This window comes from Streptomyces speibonae (assembly GCF_984686075.1).
In genome coordinates this window covers 8149561-8166384 of record NZ_OZ480260.1, presented here as the reverse complement: position 1 = coordinate 8166384, position 16824 = coordinate 8149561, and the positions used below count along the sequence as shown (strand labels likewise).

General features: G+C 76.4%; 8 protein-coding genes. 1 reads left to right on the top strand and 7 read right to left on the bottom strand.

The window, feature by feature from the left end; genetic code table 11:
* Positions 1 to 19 precede the first annotated feature (19 nt).
* Together AC5L3C_RS36405 and AC5L3C_RS36400 are read right to left on the bottom strand one after the other, a co-directional pair.
* On the bottom strand, positions 20 to 1204 hold the full coding sequence (locus tag AC5L3C_RS36405) for an FAD-dependent oxidoreductase (RefSeq protein WP_493653400.1): 1185 nt from the start codon (positions 1202 to 1204) through the stop codon (positions 20 to 22).
* 58 nt (positions 1205 to 1262) lie between these two features.
* On the bottom strand, positions 1263 to 1715 hold the full coding sequence (locus AC5L3C_RS36400; RefSeq protein ID WP_493653399.1) for a ribosomal maturation YjgA family protein: 453 nt from the start codon (positions 1713 to 1715) through the stop codon (positions 1263 to 1265).
* Positions 1716 to 1979: 264 nt separating this feature from the next.
* Between AC5L3C_RS36400 and AC5L3C_RS36395 the strand changes: the two genes are divergently transcribed.
* A complete protein-coding gene (locus AC5L3C_RS36395) occupies positions 1980 to 3629 on the top strand; it encodes an ABC-F family ATP-binding cassette domain-containing protein (protein WP_493653398.1) in 1650 nt (549 codons plus the stop codon).
* Between the two features lie 588 nt (positions 3630 to 4217).
* Here AC5L3C_RS36395 and AC5L3C_RS36390 read toward each other — a convergent pair.
* Genes AC5L3C_RS36390 through AC5L3C_RS36370 form a run of 5 tightly spaced genes read right to left on the bottom strand, consistent with a single transcriptional unit; the run spans position 4218 to position 16684 of the window.
* Positions 4218 to 5999, bottom strand: a complete 1782-nt coding sequence (locus tag AC5L3C_RS36390; RefSeq protein WP_493653397.1) for a hypothetical protein — start codon at positions 5997 to 5999, stop codon at positions 4218 to 4220.
* Positions 5996 to 9589 (bottom strand): DUF5682 family protein, encoded by a 3594-nt coding sequence (locus AC5L3C_RS36385; protein WP_493653395.1) that lies wholly within the window; start codon positions 9587 to 9589, stop codon positions 5996 to 5998. Before AC5L3C_RS36385 ends, AC5L3C_RS36390 begins: the two co-directional genes overlap by 4 nt.
* A 5-nt stretch (positions 9590 to 9594) precedes the next feature.
* On the bottom strand, positions 9595 to 10764 hold the full coding sequence (locus AC5L3C_RS36380; RefSeq protein WP_493653393.1) for an ATP-binding protein: 1170 nt from the start codon (positions 10762 to 10764) through the stop codon (positions 9595 to 9597).
* A 35-nt stretch (positions 10765 to 10799) separates the two neighbouring features.
* Positions 10800 to 15833 (bottom strand): hypothetical protein, encoded by a 5034-nt coding sequence (locus tag AC5L3C_RS36375; protein WP_493653392.1) that lies wholly within the window; start codon positions 15831 to 15833, stop codon positions 10800 to 10802.
* On the bottom strand, positions 15830 to 16684 hold the full coding sequence (locus tag AC5L3C_RS36370) for a DUF4132 domain-containing protein (protein WP_493653390.1): 855 nt from the start codon (positions 16682 to 16684) through the stop codon (positions 15830 to 15832). The genes AC5L3C_RS36375 and AC5L3C_RS36370 overlap by 4 nt, the downstream gene beginning before the upstream one ends.
* Positions 16685 to 16824 lie beyond the last annotated feature (140 nt).

Here is a 16824-nt window from a genome sequence, read left to right as displayed (position 1 = left end):
CCGGGCCACTCCCGTGGTGTCAGTGCCGGACGGCGACGGCACGCGGGGCGGGCCGGTCGGGAAAGGACCGGTCGCCGAAGAGGATCCGGCCGGCCACGGCCCGGCCCGGCGGTGTGCGCAGCAGAGTGAACGCCGCTGTCGTCGCCGCCGGTGTCCGTACGCGGGCCAGCGCACGGCGCAGCGAGAGCCGTCCCCGGAAACTCGCCCGCAGACCGGCTCCGCTGTAGTGCGCCAGGGGCTCCGGCGTCCCGGAGCGCAGTGCGTCGTCGAGGACGGAGGCGGCCAGTTCGGACAGCCGCAGGCAGGGGTCGAGGCCGCCGGCGGTGAGGGGGGAGACGGCTCCGGCGGCGTCCCCCACGAGCAGGCCGTCGGCGCAGGCGATGCGGCGCAGCACGCCGCCGACGGGTATCGGGCCCCCGCGTCGCTCCACGGCCTCGGGACGGTCGATGCCGGCCAGTCCGGGCGCGGAGGCGCTGAAGCGTTCCGCGGCCCGGCGCAGACCGTCCGGGAAGCGGTCGGCGTATCCGGCGACGCCGACGTGGGCGTGCTGTCCGTCGTTGACCACCCAGGCCAGGTATCCGGGCGCGACGGAGGGGTCGAGGACGCAGTGGAAGGTGGGCGGTTCGCCGTTCGGGGGCACCGCGAAGACCTCTTCGGCGCCGACCAGCAGATGGCGGTTGCGGTCGAGGCCGAGGTCGCGTGCGACGCCGGAGCGGGCCCCGTCGGCGCCGACGACGAACCGGGCCCGGACCGCGGTCGGCCCGTCTCGGCCGATCAGGTGAAACGCGCCGTCCCGCCGGCCGGCGTACCGCGTGCCCAGCGCCATCCGCACACCGGCGCCGACCGCGACGGCGGCCGCCGCCTCGTAGAGGCGTGCCATGTCGCCCACCCGGTACTCGTCGCGGTCGCTCACCAGGGTGACGGGGCGGTCCAGCGCGGGGGGATAGAGCAGCACGCGCCGGATCGGGGGTCCGAGGTGCTCGTCGGGCAGCGGGAAGTCGTCGAGTGTCTTCCGGACGAAGATCCCCGTGGTGCGGATCGCCCCGGACAGGGTCGTCCGCCGGTCGACGAGCAGTACGTCGTGGCCCTGCCGGGCGAGCAGCGTGGCGACGTTCAGGCCGGCCAGCCCGGCCCCGACCACCAGCACGTCGGTGGCGGCCGTGGCCCCGGGGCGGCAGGGGGTGGTGGGGGGTGTTGCGGGCATGGCTGTGCTCCTCGCGGTCACCGAAGGCCGAGACCTTCGATCGAATCTCGATGGGAAGCTATCGAAATTCGATAGGTACGGCAAGCGAGGCGGCACGTCGGCGGGCCGCCTCGAGCACCATCAGGACAAGCCGGCCGCAGGCCGCGCCGACGGTGTACCAGAGCAGGTCCGGCGCGTCGAAGGTGGAGCCGAGCACCCAACGGGCGGCCGTGCTGCGCCGGGAGAGTTCCGCCGGCAGCCCGGTGAGTTGCAGGAACTCGACTCCCCAGCTCAGCGCCAGCGCCACGGCACAGGCCCACAGCCGGGCCGTCCGCGGCGCCGCCAGCAGGACGAGGGCGAGCACGAGCAGCGTGTACAGCGCGTCCCCGCCGTACTCGGCCACGTCACCGGCCGCCGTCGACCTGAGCGCCAGTCCCGCGCCGGTGACGACCAGCGCGGCGGCGCCCGCCGCGAGGCGCCCGCGTACCGCGTCTCTTCTCAGGCCGGCGGACATCCGTGAGGTGAGGATCATGACGTCATTGTGTCGGCCGTCATTGTGTCGGCCGTCATGCTGTCGCCCGTCCCCGTGCCCGCTCGGCCGCGGGCCGTAAAACCAGGTGAGGCCGGGGCGCCGGTGTTGTTAACCTGGCCGCATGGCACGAGGTATCTGGTCGCAGAAGGTCCGAGCCGCCCGCTGACGGCGGCGCCCTTCTGCTGAATCCGCGCACGCCGTTCCGGTTCCTGCCGGGCGGCTTTCCTGTGCTGCCCGGCTCCACTGCGAGCTGCGGAGCATCCGTTGAACCTCGATCCCCATCCCCACGTCTCCCCGCTGCCCGTCGGCACGGGCGATGACGCACACGTCCGCGCCGAGGGCGTCACGGTGACCCGTGGGTCCCGGCGCGTCCTCGACGACCTCTCGGTCACCGTCTCCGCCCGGTCACGGATCGCCGTCGTCGGCGAGAACGGCCGGGGCAAGACGACCCTGTTGCACGTCCTCGCCGGACTGATCGCCCCCGACGAGGGGACGGTGCGGCGGGCCGGCACGATCGGGCTGGCCCGCCAGGAACTGTCAGCGCGTGACGGTGAGACCGTCGGCACGCTGACGTCCGCCGCGCTGGCCGCCTCGCTCACGGCCCTCGACGCACTGGACGAGGCGGCCCTCGCCCTCGCCGAGGGCGCTCCCGGCGCCGACGAGCGCTACGCCGTCGCCCTGGACGCGGCCACCCGCCTGGACGCCTGGGACGCCGAACGCCGGGTCGACGTCGCCCTCGAGGCGCTCGGCGCGTGCACCGACCGGGAGCGCCCGTTGTCGACGCTGTCGGTCGGACAGCGCTACCGCGTCCGCCTGGCGTGCCTGCTCGGCGCCCACCACGACGTCCTGCTGCTCGACGAGCCCACCAATCACCTCGACGCGGCCGGACTCGGCTTCCTCACCGGCCGGCTGCGCGAGCACGACGGCGGGCTCGCCGTCGTCAGCCACGACCGGGCGCTGCTGCGCGACATCGCGGACCGGTTCCTCGACCTCGACCCCTCCCGCGACGGAAAACCCCGCCTCTACGCCGGCGGATACGACGCCTGGCAGGAGGCCCGGCGCCGGGAACGCGAACGCTGGGAGCAGGACTACGCACAGCAGCAGACCGAGCATGCGCGGCTGCGGGACGCGGTGTCCCGGGCCCGTGAGCGGCTCTCCACCGGATGGCGGCCGGACAAGGGAACGGGCAAGCACCAGCGCCAGTCCCGCGCACCCGGTGTCGTGCAGGCCCTCAACCGGCAGCAGGAGGCACTGCGGGCCCACCGCATCGACGTGCCGGAGCCGCCGCCGGCGTTGCGGTGGCCCAAGCCGCATGTGCGGCCGGGCGCGCCGCAGGTGCGGGCGCACGGGGTCGCCGTGGCCGGGCGGCTGGCCGGTCCGGTCGACCTCAGCCTCGACGGCGGCGACCGGCTGCTCGTCACCGGGCCGAACGGCGCCGGAAAGTCGACGCTGCTCGCGGTGCTGGCGGGCTCGCTCCGGCCCACGGACGGCTGGGTACGGACGGCGGACGGGGCACGGGTCGTCCGGGTGACCCAGGAGACGGCCGAGCTGGAGCCCGGACTCACCGCCCGCGAGGTGTACGAGCGCCATGTCGGGCGGCTCAACGGCGCGGAGCCGGTCCCGCTCGCTGCCCTCGGGCTGCTCGACGCCGAGACGGCGCGGACGCCGGTGGAACGGATGTCGCAGGGACAGCGGCGGCGCCTCGACCTGGCGCTGGCCCTGTCGTCCCGGCCCACGCTGCTCCTGCTCGACGAGCCGACCAACCATCTCTCGGCACGGCTGGTCGACGAACTGACCGACGCGCTCCAAGAGACGAGCGCGGCGGTGGTCGTCGCAACCCACGACCGCCAACTCCTACGGGACCTCGCGCACTGGCCGCTCCTACGGGTCGCCCGGCCCGGGACCCCGACCTAGCACACGGCGCACTCCCGGTACTCCGACTGGCCGGCCGCCCTGAGCCCCGAACCCGACTCGGGGCGGCCACCCGGGCTCAGGGCTCACCTCCGGAACGGCCCGCGACCACCGCCGGACGCGGCGACCGGCATGCATCCATGACAGCTGCCGCCGGGCCGTACGCACCCGGCGGAGAGCGTTCACGCCGGGCCGCGCCCCCGTGCGCGGCGCGTGGGGAGTGTCTTTGGCTGGGCGCGGTGCGCAGGGGCCGGGAGGCGAGCCGCATGGTCGCCCGTGCGGACGCCACCCCGACGACCCCCGGCCCAACAACGCGCCACGCCACGCCGAGCCCGCTCGCGACGCAGGCCGCAACCCGGCACGCATCCCACGCGCCCCACCGGGACGCCCAGGCGTGGCCGGCGATGCTGCTCGCCGCCCGGCCGGTGCGCCGCGCGCGGCCGAGGGCCCTCCCCGGCGGACGCCGCCCCGCCCTCGACCCAGCCGCAGCGCGCGTCCGGGCGAGGGCGCTCCCCACGCGGGCTCCACCCGGCGTGGGTGGTGGTCCGGAGTTCGGCCCGGGAGAGGGTCGGTGGAGGGCCCCGGACGTGGTCAGGTTGTGGGGAGGGCTGGTGCCTCGGGCATGGGCGCGCTCCACGCGTGCGCGCACAGGGTGCGTTCCACCGTGTCGGTGTAGACGGCAGCGGCGAGCCAGGAGCGGGCGAAGCGGTCGGGGTCGGTGGGGAGCAGGCGGCCGAAGGGATCGCGGGAGCGGTCCGCCGCCGCGGCGAGGAGATCGTCGAGGAGGTCGGCCGCCGTGGCGAGGCCATGGCGGCGCAGCCGGGCGGCGTCGCCCCGCGCGTCACCGTTGAAGGAGAGGACGCGGCGGCCGCCGGACACCGTCTGGTGGACCCGGCGGCGCAGTACGTGCAGCGGCGCCTCGTCCCCGGCGGAGACGGCCGCGGACGGCGACGCGACCGCCCCGGCGGCCAGATCGGCGCGCTGCATGCGATCCAGGCCCAGGTCCACGCGGGCACCGGAGTCGGTGGGGTGTTCCGCGGCGAGCAGCAGCGCGCGGGGATACGGTCCCGGCGCCAGGCGCGCGACGATCCGCAGCCTGCTGCCGCCCGCGGCGGCCAGCAGGCGGAGGTTGTCACGGTAGGGCAGGGCGGGATCGTCGTGGGCGGCGGCCAGCCGCAGGGACACTCCCCCGCAGTCGGCCAGCAGGCAGTCGCCCGTGGTCTCCCGCACCGTGCCCACGAGGGTCACCTCGAGGAACAACAGGTCCTGTCCGCCGCCGAGAGCCCGGGCCACTTGTTCGGCCGCGGGCACGGTCCACAGCCGGTCGAGTGGCTCGGAGCGCCAGGCGGCACCCGAGGCGCGGACCGCCCGCACCCCGGCGCCCGCGCCGAGGCGGCCCGTCGGGGAGACGGTGGCGCCGGACACCGCCAGCCCGGCCCGCGAGAGTTCACGGTGGGTCAGGGCGGTGTCGCCGATGCGCACGGTCCGGTCGGCGGCCCCGGTCGCCCGGGCGGGGCCGCCCGGGGCCACGTCCGACACCGTGTACAGGCGTCCGTCGGCGTCGGCGGTCCAGGTGACGGCGCCCGCGTAGCCGGTGTCCGTGAGGACGGGCTCGGAGAACAGCCCGTACAGGCGCAGGGAGCCGTCGGGCCGGTAGGGCTGCCGGACCGTTCCGCGCAGGGCGGCCAGGTCCGCTCCGGTGGCGTGCGGGAGGCGGTGGGCGACGCCCAGCACGTCGGCGAGCGCGGCGGCGAGGTCCGGGAGCCGGTACGCCGGGTCCGCGGTGCGGGCCGCCCTGACGGCGGTGACCACGGAGACGGCAGCGGCGGACGCCCTCGGCAGGCCGGCCAGGCGTGCGGTGTGCGCCGCGTGCAGCAGTTGTGCCTGGAGCACGGCGCCGGCGCCGTCCGTACCGGCTTCGAGGACGGCGGCGGCCGCGTCGAACACCTCCCGGGCGGCGGCGTGTTGGGCAGGCGTGGCAACCTCGGCCCCGGCCTCGGTCCTGGCCGCTGTGCCGTCACTCGTCGCGCCCGGCCGCTCCGACGACGCGGTTTCCCGGGCCTCCCGCGTCTCGGGGGGTGCTTCGTCCGCGACCGGGGCGGCCGACGCCGCGGCCGCGCGGTGCAGGCAGTCGGGGGCCAGGAGGCATCCGCAGTGGATCGCGTCCGCGCCGGTGACCGCTCCGCCGGGAGCGCGCAGGACGAGATCCGTCGCGTCGTCGACGGCGATCCGCACCGTGTCACCGTCACGGGTGACCGGCCGGGCCAGGAGCTTGGTGACACCCGCGTCCAGCCGCTTGCGCAGCCGGGGCGAGAGCGCCGCGACGAGTTCGGCGGTGACGGACGGGACGACCGGAGGCAGGTCCGGGCTCATGCGATCTTCTCCCCTACCCAGCGGGCGAGTTCGAGCGGGCTGAGGGCGGCGACGGGCATGCCCGCCGCGACGAGCTGTCCGGCGATCCCGGTGGAGTAGCGCGGCCGGCCCGAGTCGTCGAGGCTCGCGCAGCCCAGGACGTGGCAGCCGGCCGACACCAGCGCACGGACCTCCGCGAGCAGACCGCCGACCGGATAGCCCTCCTCGAAGTCGCTGACGACCACGACGAGGGTGCGCGACGGCACGGTGACCAGCTCGCGCGCGTGCCGCAGCCCCGCGGCGATGTGGGTGCCGCCGCCGACGCTGACCTCCAGCAGCAGCGACAGCGGGTCGTCCACGTGCCCGGTGAGGTCGATGACCTCCGTGGAGAAGGCAAGGAAGTGGGTGGACAGCGCGGGCACCCCCGCCAGCACCGACGCGGTCAGCGCGGCCCACACCGTGGACGCCTCCATGGACCCCGACACGTCCGTGACCAGGATCAGCCGCCAGTCGGCGGCCCGGCGCCCCCGGGAGCGGAAGACCGGGTGCTCGGGGATCACCTGGACGGTGCCGTCCGGGCCGCGGCGCGCGGTCGCCAGGTTGGCGCGCAGGGTGCGGGGCAGGTCCAGGCCCCCGCCGGGGCGCCGGCTGGGGCGGGGCAGCGCCGTGCCGTGCAGGGCGGGGCGCAGCCGGGTGGCCAGTTGCCGGGTCAGCTCGTCGACCAGGCGCCGGACGAGCGGGCGCAGTGCGGCCAGCCGGGCCTCGGGCAGTCCGCCCGCGTGCCGCAGCACGGTGCGCAGCAGGCCGACCGAGGGGCGGGCGCTGTCCGGGTCCAGTTCGGCGAGGACGTCGCTGCGGCCCGACGCGGCGGCCGCAGCCAGCACTTCCTCCCGGATGCCCGGGCCGAAGAGCGCGGCCAGGTCCTCGGACCACTCCCGCACACCGGGGTACGGCGCCTCGCGTCCCCCTCCGGCTCCGGTGCCCGGCCCTGGCAGGCCGCCGCGGCTGCCCTCGCCGCGTCCGCTGCCGTACAGCTCGTCCAGCGCGGTCGCGAGCGGCGCGGCGGAGGACGGCAGGGCGTCGGTGCGGCGGCCGAGGAGGAGGCGCCAGCGGTCGGCGGGCGCGAGAAGGCGGTCCTGGGCGCGGGAGGTGCCGGCGTCCGGGCCGCCAATGCCGGTACGCACCGCCGGTGCCGGCCGGGAGGTGTCCCCGTCCGGGGCAGGGCGGGCGGCCGGCAGGAGTCCCAGGGTCCGCAGCCGCTCGCGGGCCGCGAGGTCGGCGCCGGTCCAGGCGGCGAGGGAGGCCGGGTCGATGCCGTCCGTATCGGCGACGCGGGGGGTCCCGAGCCGCTCCTCGACGGCGGCGAAGAGCCGGTCGCGCGCCGCGGGGCTCAGCGTGTCGAAACCTCCGCGCAGCGCGGGCAGCCGGTCGAGGAACGCCCGGTCGGGGAGCTCGGACACCCGGGTGAGCAGCGGTTCGAGCGCGGGCTCCGCCGCCTCCAGCAGGGGGCCCGCGGCGGTGAGCAGTCCGCCGAGCCGGGCGGTGAGCGCGGCCCGGGAGTCGGGGTCGGTGGCGCCGTCGACCCAGGAGGCCACCCGGTCGCCGAAGACGCGTGCGTCCTCCTGTCCGAGCAGGACGCGTACGGCACCGGCTGCGCCCCGCATCAGCGGCGAGCCCTCGGCCGCCAGCCGGTCGAGGCTGTCGGCGAGCCGGAGGCCGCCGAGGCGGTCGGCACGGTGGGAGAGTTCCAGCAGGGCATGGGCGTCGGCCAGGTCCTCGGACCCGGTCAGGCCGTCCACCTGGCGCACCGCCGCCGCGGTGAGCAGTTCCGCGACGGCGGCCGCCCGGTGCTCACGGTCCGGGTCGGTGCCGAGCCCGGGGACATGACCGGCCCGCAGCCGGTCCAGCAGGTTCAGGGCGGCGAGGAGTTCCGGCAGCGTACCCGCCTGCGGCAGGACGTCGGCGACGTCGCCGAGGCGTTCGCCGGCCAGGCCGGGCAGGCCGCATTCCGCCGCCTGTCCGAGCCCCTGGACGGCCTGGGCGGCCGTCGGTCCGCCCTCGTCGCGCTCCAGGCGCCGCCGTTCCCGCAGGACGCCTTCGGCGGCCTGCCCGGGAGTGACGCCCCGGACGCCGGCCGCGGTCAGCATGGCCGCCGTGGCGGGGGTCCAGCGCACCTCCCAACGGGTGGTGAGGGCCTCGGCGCCGCCCGCGCCGACGACCTCCTTGGCCTCGCCGTAGGGGACGCCGCACACCGTAAGCCTGCGCAGCAGCAGGTCGCGGCGCCGGTCGAGGTCGGACCTGAGCGGGTCGAGGCGCAGGTCCCGGGCGGGGCCGGCGGTGTCGGGGCCGGGCAGGCCCAGCCGTGCCACCTCGGCTTCGACCGCGGGGGCGAGGCCGCTGCGCGGTGCGCGGGGCGCGGGGCGTCCGCTGCGGGTGCCGACGAGGGCGCGTTCCATCGCCCGCGCCACCGCCCTGCCCCGTCCGTAGGGCTCGCCCTGCGCGAGCACCGTCTGTACGGCCTCGACCAGTTCGCCGCGCCCGGCCGCGGGCAGGCCGCGCAGCCGGGCGAGGTCCGAGGCGAGCCGGGTGATCTCGCGTGCGTCGGCGGGCCCCGAGGGGTGGCCGAGGTCGCGCAGTTCGGCGCAGACGCGGACGGCGGCCCGGGCCAGCGCCTCCTCCAGTGCCGCCGGGTCCCCCGCCGCGCGCAGGACCATGTCCTGCCACTCGGGGTCCCGGATGCCCGCCGGGTAGCCGGACCGCTCGTCCAGCAGGGCATAGGTGTACGGGATCAGGGACGTGGTCCAGCCGGGCCGTCCACCGGCGGCCGGTGCGGACTCCTCCCCGGCCTTGTCCCCGGTCCCGTTCTCGGTCTCCCCCGCCTGCGGACCCAGCAGCGCCGGGGCGTGGAAGGCGCCGACCAGCACGGCGGCCCGCTCGCCGCGTGCGGTGGCCTCGGCGAGCCGGGCCCGCATCCAGCGCTCGCGCCGCAGGTCCAGCTCCGGTACGCCGCCCGCGGCGGCCGCGTCCTCGCGCAGGGCCCAGCCGGTGAGCAGGGCGGCCCGGCGCAGGGCCTCGGGCGGGGAGCCGGGGGCGGTCGCCTCGACGAGCCGGTCCCACAGGTCGTCGCCCGGGCGGCCCGTGAGCCGGGACCGCACGGCGGTGGCGAGTCCGGGGCGGCCGGCGCCCGGGCCGGCGGCCCGCCGGTCCCCGGCCCAGGCGCGGTCGGCGAGCGGCAGGTCGCAGGCGACGACCGGCACCCCGTGTCCGGCGGCCCAGCGCACGGCCGCCAGTTCGGGTGAGAAGTCGGCGAACGGGTAGAACGCCGGCCCGGCGCCGATCCCGTCCGCGGGAGCGGCGGCGAGCGCGACCGGGGCCCGCGTCCCCTCGTGGCCGAGCCAGGGCATCCACTGCTGCATCTCGGCGGGCAGTTCGACGAGCAGCACCTCCGGTTCCGCCTCGTCCAGCAGCGCGGGCACGGCCGCGGCGAGGGAGGGCGCGTGGTGCCGTACGCCGATGAGGTAGGGCGCGGCCGGGGCGGTGAGGAGGGCGAGCGCCTCGTCGGGCGGGAGGGGCGCCGCGCTCGCCGGGGCCGCCCTGTGGGAGGGGGACACGGCCGTCAGCCCTCCAGGACCGTACGCAGGTCCCACAGGGTGCGCCAGGTGGCGGAGCCCTGCTCGGCGCGGCGCCGGACGGGGCCGTCCCAGTAGCCGCGCAGCCGGGCGGCGTCGGTGGGGTCGTCCTTGCGGACCACGCCGAGCAGATGGCCGGGGAGCAGGCCGAGCACATCGCGGTCGCCCGGGAAGTAGGCGGCCGCGAGGGCGAGCGCGCCGGCGACGGACACGGCCTCGGCGGTGCTCATCACCGTGGAGGGGCGCTCCACCTCCCAGCCCTCCGCCGACCGGCCCTCGCGCAGGTCCCGGAAGGCGGTGACGAGGGTCTCCAGGACCGCGTCGTCGACCTGGAAGGGCGCGCCGGCCCGCTCGACGGAGGCCCGCGCCTGGCTGCGCACCAGTGCGGTCTCCGCCTCGATGTCCCCGATGGGGCCGACCGTCTCGAAGTTGAAGCGGCGCTTGAGGGCGGCGGACATCTCGGAGACGCCCTTGTCGCGGAGGTTGGCGGTGGCGATGAGGTTGAAGCCGGGGGCCGCGTGGGCCAGGGCGTCCTCGCTGCCGGAGAGTTCGGGGACGGCGATCCGCCGTTCGGAGAGCAGGGACACCAGGGCGTCCTGCACCTCGGGCAGGCAGCGGGTGACCTCCTCGACGCGGGCGACCGCGCCGCGGGACATCGCGGTGAGCACGGGCGAGGGCACGAGGGCCTGCCGGGTGGGGCCCTGCGCCAGGAGCAGGGCGTAGTTCCAGCCGTACTTGAGCTGGTCCTCGGTGGTGCCGGCGGTGCCCTGCACGACCAGGCCGCTGGTGCCGCACACGGCGGCCGACAGCAGCTCCGACAGCATCGACTTGGCGGTGCCGGGCTCGCCGACGAGCAGCAGGCCGCGCTCCCCGGCAAGGGTGACCACGCACCGCTCGACCAGGGCCCGGTCGCCGACGAACTTGTCCTCGATGACCAGGCGGCGCGGCACGCCGTCGGGCACCTCGGCGTCGTCGGGCAGCTTCAGGGCGCTGCCGGCGCTGCCCATGACGAAGGTGACGACCGCGCGGGGCGTGAGCCGCCAGGCGGGCGGGCGGGGTCCGGCGTCATGGGCGGCGAGGAAGGCCAGTTCGGTCGCGTAGCGGTCCTCGGGCGGGACGATCTGGCGGGCCGGGGAGGGGGACAGGGTGGTGGTCATGAACGGGTTTTCTTCCGGGTGCGGGTGGACGGCGGTCACCGGCGGCGGCCCTTGCGGGTGGCGCGGGTGGTGAGTTCCTCGTAGGCGGGCGCGTCGCCGGCGCGGACGCGGTCCCACGCGCGCCGGAACAGTTCGGGCAGCGGCAGCAGCGGCACCGCGCGGGTGTGGCCGGGGACCGGGTAGAGGCCCTGCTTCCAGATCTCCAGCGGCAGCGCGGGGGACTTCAGGTCCAGCCAGCCGCACGGCAGGAAGAGGGTGCGCCCGGCGCGGGCCCGCTTCGCCTCGACGACCAGGCCGGTGGCGGCCAGTTCGGCGCGGGCCTTCTTCATGCGGGCGGGCTTCCATCCCGTCCAGCGGGCGCAGTTGCGGTCGGTCGGGTCGGGCAGGGCCAGCAGTTGCAGATAGAGCGCGGCCGCGTCCGGGCTCAGACCGAGGGTCCCGGCGGCCTCGGCGACCAGGTCGGGTGCGCCGAGGGCCGGGTCCTGGGCGTATCCGGTGGGTCCCTCGGGGTCGGTCCCGGCCGCGACGGCGCGGGCGAGATCCTCGTCGAGGATCGTCCGCAGTGCCCGCATGCCCTCGCCCCGTCCGGGTCCGAGGAGTCCCTCGAGCAGTCCGAACACAGGGTCGTCCGCGTCGGTGAGCGCGCCGGTGCGGACCAGGACGGTCTCCTGGTCGCGGAACATCGGGCGCAGCACCAGGGCGTCGCCGGCGGGGGTGGAGCCGTCGGCGTCCGCGCCGCCGGTGGCGGGCAGTCCGTAGGCCTTGCGCAGGTCGACGGCGGTGGAGGAGCCCTTCTCCGTCCAGTCCAGGTCGAGGTCGAGCAGCAGTCCCGGGTCGGCGAGGCGGCGGCGCAGCGCGGCCAGCCCGCCGGGCAGGGCGGCGCGCAGGGGGTGCCCGTACGGCAGGGAGTAGGCGAGGGCGGCGAGCGCGGACACGGCGCCCGTCAGGGCGTTCCGTCCGGGCACGGCCCCGGGGTCCTCGGCCACGAGTCTGCCCTCCGGGTCGGGGCGTTGCACCGTAGTACGGCTGAGCCAGGGGGTGCGGCCGGGGTTGAGCACCTCGTCGACGTACCCGGTGGACAGTCCCGTCACGGCGAGGTCCCCGGCGACGTCCTCGGGCAGGCGGACGACCCCGTCGAGGCGTTCCGCCCACACCCGGGCCGCCGCTGTGATGTCCGGTCCGGCCGTCCACAGGTCACCGGGGTTGTCGGGCAGCAGCGCCCCGATGAGGGCGGCCCGGTCGGCGGGCTCGAGCGAGCCCAGCAGGCCGTCGCCGAGCTGCTTCTGACGCGGCTTGAGCCCGGTCGCGGCGATCACCTCGTCGGTGAGCTGCGCCGGCCGGCCCGCGAGCAGCAGGGCGGCCTGTATCGGTCCCAGGCCGTCGCCGGTGGCGGCGGCCAGGGCGGCGGGCGCGTCCGGCTGCCACTCCGCGGCGCCCTTGTCCCGGATCAGCGCCGTCACCGCGGCCAGTTCGGTGGCCGGGAACAGCGGCGGGTGCGCGGTCTCCCGCTCCAGCGTGAAGTGGGCGACGGCGCCGAAGGTGCCGGCCGGATCGTGGTCCAGGGCGAGCCAGTGCACGCGCTTGGCCTGGTGGTCGGCCCGCTGGCAGCCGAGGACGACGACGGTGCGGCCCTCCCGGCGCAGCACCTGTCCCACGCGCTCCTGCTTGGTGTGGGGTTCGCTCAGCACGATCTCGCGCGGCGCGGTCCCGGGTGCGGCGAGCGGACCCTCCGCGACCGCGTCGAAGAGCAGCAGCAGCGCGGTGCGGTGGGCGGCGGGCAGCGCGGGTGAGGCGGCGCGGTGGGCGAGCGGGCGCAGGACGTCCAGGAGGGACAGCCACGGCACGCCGGCTCCGGGGATGGTGTGGTCCTCGCTGCGCCATCCGTCGGCGTCCCCGGTGAGCCGGGCGGAGGCGGGCAGGGGCTTGCCTTCGGCGGGCTTGCCCGACAGGACGTGGTTGACGGCCCGGATCTGGCGCAGGGCGGTCCAGCGCTGCGCGCTGCCCCACCAGCCGTGCTGCACAGCGAGCCCGGTGGTCGCCTCGCGCAGGGTCTCGTCGTCGCCGTCCTCCGGCTCGTAGTCGGCGAACATGTCCTCGGCGCGCGGGCGCTCGGTCGCGGGACGCTGCTCGGGAGGTGCCGCGAATCGGTCGACGGACACCGCGAGGCGCAGCACCGCGCCGACGTGCGCTGTCACGCCGGCGAGCAGGTGCGGCTCGGTGAGGCCGGGGAGGGTGCGGGAGACGGCCTCGCGGAGGAACTCCTCGGCGGCCGGGACGGCGGAGGCAGCGTTCCCGGCGGGTGCGGTGTTCGCGGTGTTCCCCGGTTCGGCGTCCGTCTTCGCCCGGGCGGCGGCGGTCTGCTCGTGCCATTCGGCCATGGCCTCGGCGCCGGCGCGCAGGAGGTCGCCCGCCTGCTCGTCGGTCAGCGCCCGCAGCAGCGCGGACGCGGCCTCGTCGCGTGGCCGCAAGGCGTGCCAGAAGTCCGCCGGCGGGACGAGCCGTGTGCCGGCGGCGAACTCGCCGCCCCGCTCCAGCGGCGTCACCTGGCCCATCTCGTCGCCGCCGGGCGTGTACAGGACGACCTGGCGGAACTGGGTGGCGGCGACGAGTTCGGTGCCCCCGGGCAGCCGCAGCCCTCCGAGAGGAACGCGCCGCATCCGCACGGCGGGCAGGGTGACGGTCCGGCCGTCCGGGGTGCCCGCGACGGTGCGCGCCCCGTCCCCCTCGCCCTCGGTGCGCACCCACCGGCCGAGGACCGTGCCGTCGGTGCCGAACGGGCTGTGCTCCAGTCCGGGCTGGAGGGGCAGCACCGAGCAGTACTGCTGCTCCAGGGTGGCGCCCTCGCTGATCCCGGAGCGCAGGAAGGCGGGCAGCGAGGCGCGTGAGTGGGTGCCGGTGACCGGGTCGTACTCGAGCCACACCTGCCGGGGGCCCTGGCGGCCCTGGCGCCAGAACGAGGTGCCGTCGCCCAGGATGCGGCGGGTGGGCTGCAGGACCGTGTCGCCGGCGTGCAGGACGCGGCCGCCGGTGGCGCGGCCGCCGCCGGGCAGGGGGATCGAGGGCTCGCCCGTGTAGCCGCCGTACCACGCGGGGAGGTGCTCCCCGCCCAGCGCGAACACCTCGGACGGGCGGGCCGACCAGTAGCCGTACTGCTTGTTCTCGTGCCGCCACATCACCAGCAGTTCGCCGTCCGTGTAGCGGAACGACGGGCGCTGCCAGCGGTCCAGTTGCACCGGCAGCCGCAGGTCGTGCTCCAGCAGGATGCCCTCGGGCCCCACGACGATCGCCTTGTGCCCGCGGGAGAGGATCAGCGCCGGCCACGCCTCGTCGACGGCGAGCTTGTCCTCGCGGTCCCGCCGGGTCTCGGCGTCCAGGCGCCGCAGCGCCTCGTCGAGGGCGGGCCACCCCAGCTCGTCGAGGATGCCCGTGCTCAGGGTACGGCGCAGCAGCGAGGCGATGTCGAGCTCGGAGGCCCGGGCGACGGCCTCCGGGCCGATCCGGGCGGCGATCTCGCCGAAGGGGCGCAGCCGTCCGAGCGCGGCGCGCGCGGCGGGCAGACCGGTCGCGGTGGTCAGTTCGTCCGCCGCGTCCTCCAGCCACTCGCGCAGGATGTCGGCGAGTACGGGATGCCCGGCCAGCTCCTCCAGCGCGTCCCGGCCCGAGTGGTGGTTCTTGATGTTCCCGACGGCGTTGTACAGCAGGCGTCTCAGGCGCGGGTCCGCGGCGACGGCGGCGAGGTCCCGGCGTGCGGGCCGGGTGTCGTTCAGCCACTGGCGGACGGCGAGGTGGGCGTCCGGGGCGGGCATCCGCAGCGGGATGTCCTGTGCCCGGCACAGGTCCAGCAGATCGAGGTCGGCGCTCTCGTGCCACCGTCCGGTGAAGAGGTCCACGGGGCGGCCGTCGGCGCGCAGGCGCGCGGCCATGCGCTCGACGAGCGCGAGGGTGGCCGGTGAGCGGTCGCCGGCCGAACCGCCGTGCTTGCGGTGCAGGGCCCACCGGCTGAGCCAGTCCGCCGCGTCGACGCCGTCGGCGGCCTCGGACTCGCCGGTGAGCAGCCGGTCGGTGCCGGTCTCCGCGAGCAGGGCGAGCCAGAACTCGTCGTCGTCCGTGGAGCGGCCCAGCCCGGCGGGCATGATCTCCAGCAGCCGGCCGCGCAGTTCGGGTCGCTGCTCGGTGAGGACGACGAGCGTGGCCCGGTAGAAGTTCCAGAAGGAGGCGGGGGCGCGCACCGCCGCGGGCGAGGCGAGGAGGTCGGCGACGAAGGCACACTCCTCGCGGCCCCGGTCCAGCCCCGCCGCCTTGATCAGCGTGCGCGCGTCCTGCGGCAGGGACGCGTACGGCGGCATGCCGGCGGCGCAGCGCTCCACGGTGAGCTGCCGGAACTGCGCCCATGCCTCGGCCGGGGTGAGACGCGCCGTGAGGGCCTTGACGTGTTCCTTGAGCGCCTTGACCGTCAGCGCGCCGGCGAAGGCGAACTCCAGGAAGACGGCCCGCTGCCGCTCCTCGTCCACGGCCAGGGCGTGCACCCGCTCCGCGTCGCGGGCCTTGCCGAAGAAGGCCGCCGCGTAGGTGGTGTTCTCGTGCTGCAGGAAGACGCGGGCGGCCTGCTCGTAGAAGGTGGGCAGGAAGTGCGGCACGGCGCGGCCGAGTTGCTCGCCGAGTGCCTCGAAGCCCTCCTTGGCGGTGCCGGGGCGGGACTTGGCCTGCCGGGCGAGCCGCTCGATGTCCCGGACCAGGGCCAGCGCGTGGTGGCCGTTCGCCGGGTCGTTGACCAGCGCCCAGGCGGGGAAGCCGAGGGTCTCCCGGCGGACCTGGCCGACCTCGCGGGTCTCGGGCTCGCGGGCCAGTCCGAGGAAGTCCAGGGCGAGGTCCTCCGCCTCGCCGAGGGTGCCGGGCACCAGCCGGACGACCTTCCGCCCGTCCAGCGCGGTGTGCGTGTAGGTGCGGACGGTGAGGACGTCGGCGTCCTCCCCGTCCGTGACGCCCGGGGGCAGCACGGCGCCGGCGTCGAGCAGCGTGGCCGCGGTGTTCTCGTCGTAGGTGAAACCGTCGTACTCGTACGTCGTCACGCCGCACGCTCCTCGTCCTCGATGTCGCGTCCGGCGTACAGTGCGGCCGCCATGCGCATGCCCTCCGACCAGGCCACGGGCCCGGCCTGACCGAGCTTCAGTGTGCGGCCCGCAGGGTCGGTGAAGACCAGCGGTCCGGTCTCCGTCTCGGCCCAGCCGTCGTAGTCGCCGACCCACACGCGGGCCTCGACGCCGCGGCCGTCCTCCAGGACGGAGCACACGGCGTGGCCGCCGCGGACGCGGTAGCCCAGTTGGGCCGCGCGGCCGTGCAGGAACCTCAGTTCCTTGAAGACACCGCCCGCGTAGTCGTCGACGGAGGCGGCCTCGGCGTCGAGGGCCGCGGGCCGGTGCCACACCTCGCGGAAGAGCTGCTGGGCGCGCTGCTCGATGCCCAGCTCGACGGCGAACTCGCGCAGGTCCTCCAGGTCGTCGAGGAGCACCGGGTGCGGCAGCCGGACCAGTGCCGGGGTGAGCCGGACGGTGTCGCCGTCGAGGTCGACCAGGCCGAGGCCGCGGTCGGGGTCGGCGTCCCGCAGGAACCCGGCGACGACGCCGTCCGCCCCCGTGACGACCATGTCGCGCAGCGCGGACTGCCAGGCCGGGTCGGGCCACACCCGCGCCAGGACCTCGAACGGCACCGGCAGCGAGCGCACCATCCACCGCTCCACATCGGCCAGACACTGCCGTTCGTGCCGCTCCAGCCACTCGACGAGCTGACGCAGCCCCACCACCGCCGGATCGTCGGCGATTTTGGACGGTACGGATTTCAGCCGCCGTCCGGCCGCGTTGCGGCACACCACCTTGCCGTCGTCGAGGGCGACTTCGTAGCCGCCGGCCGATACCCACCCCATGCGTGCCTCCCGCAGAACATTGATCAAGTGACGGGAACTGTAGGGCAGGAGTCTGACAACGGGCTCGGGCCCTGGGGACACCGGGTGCGGAGCTGTTGTTCCGTGGGGCGGCGGGGCCATCGGGGTGGTCGCGTGCCGTG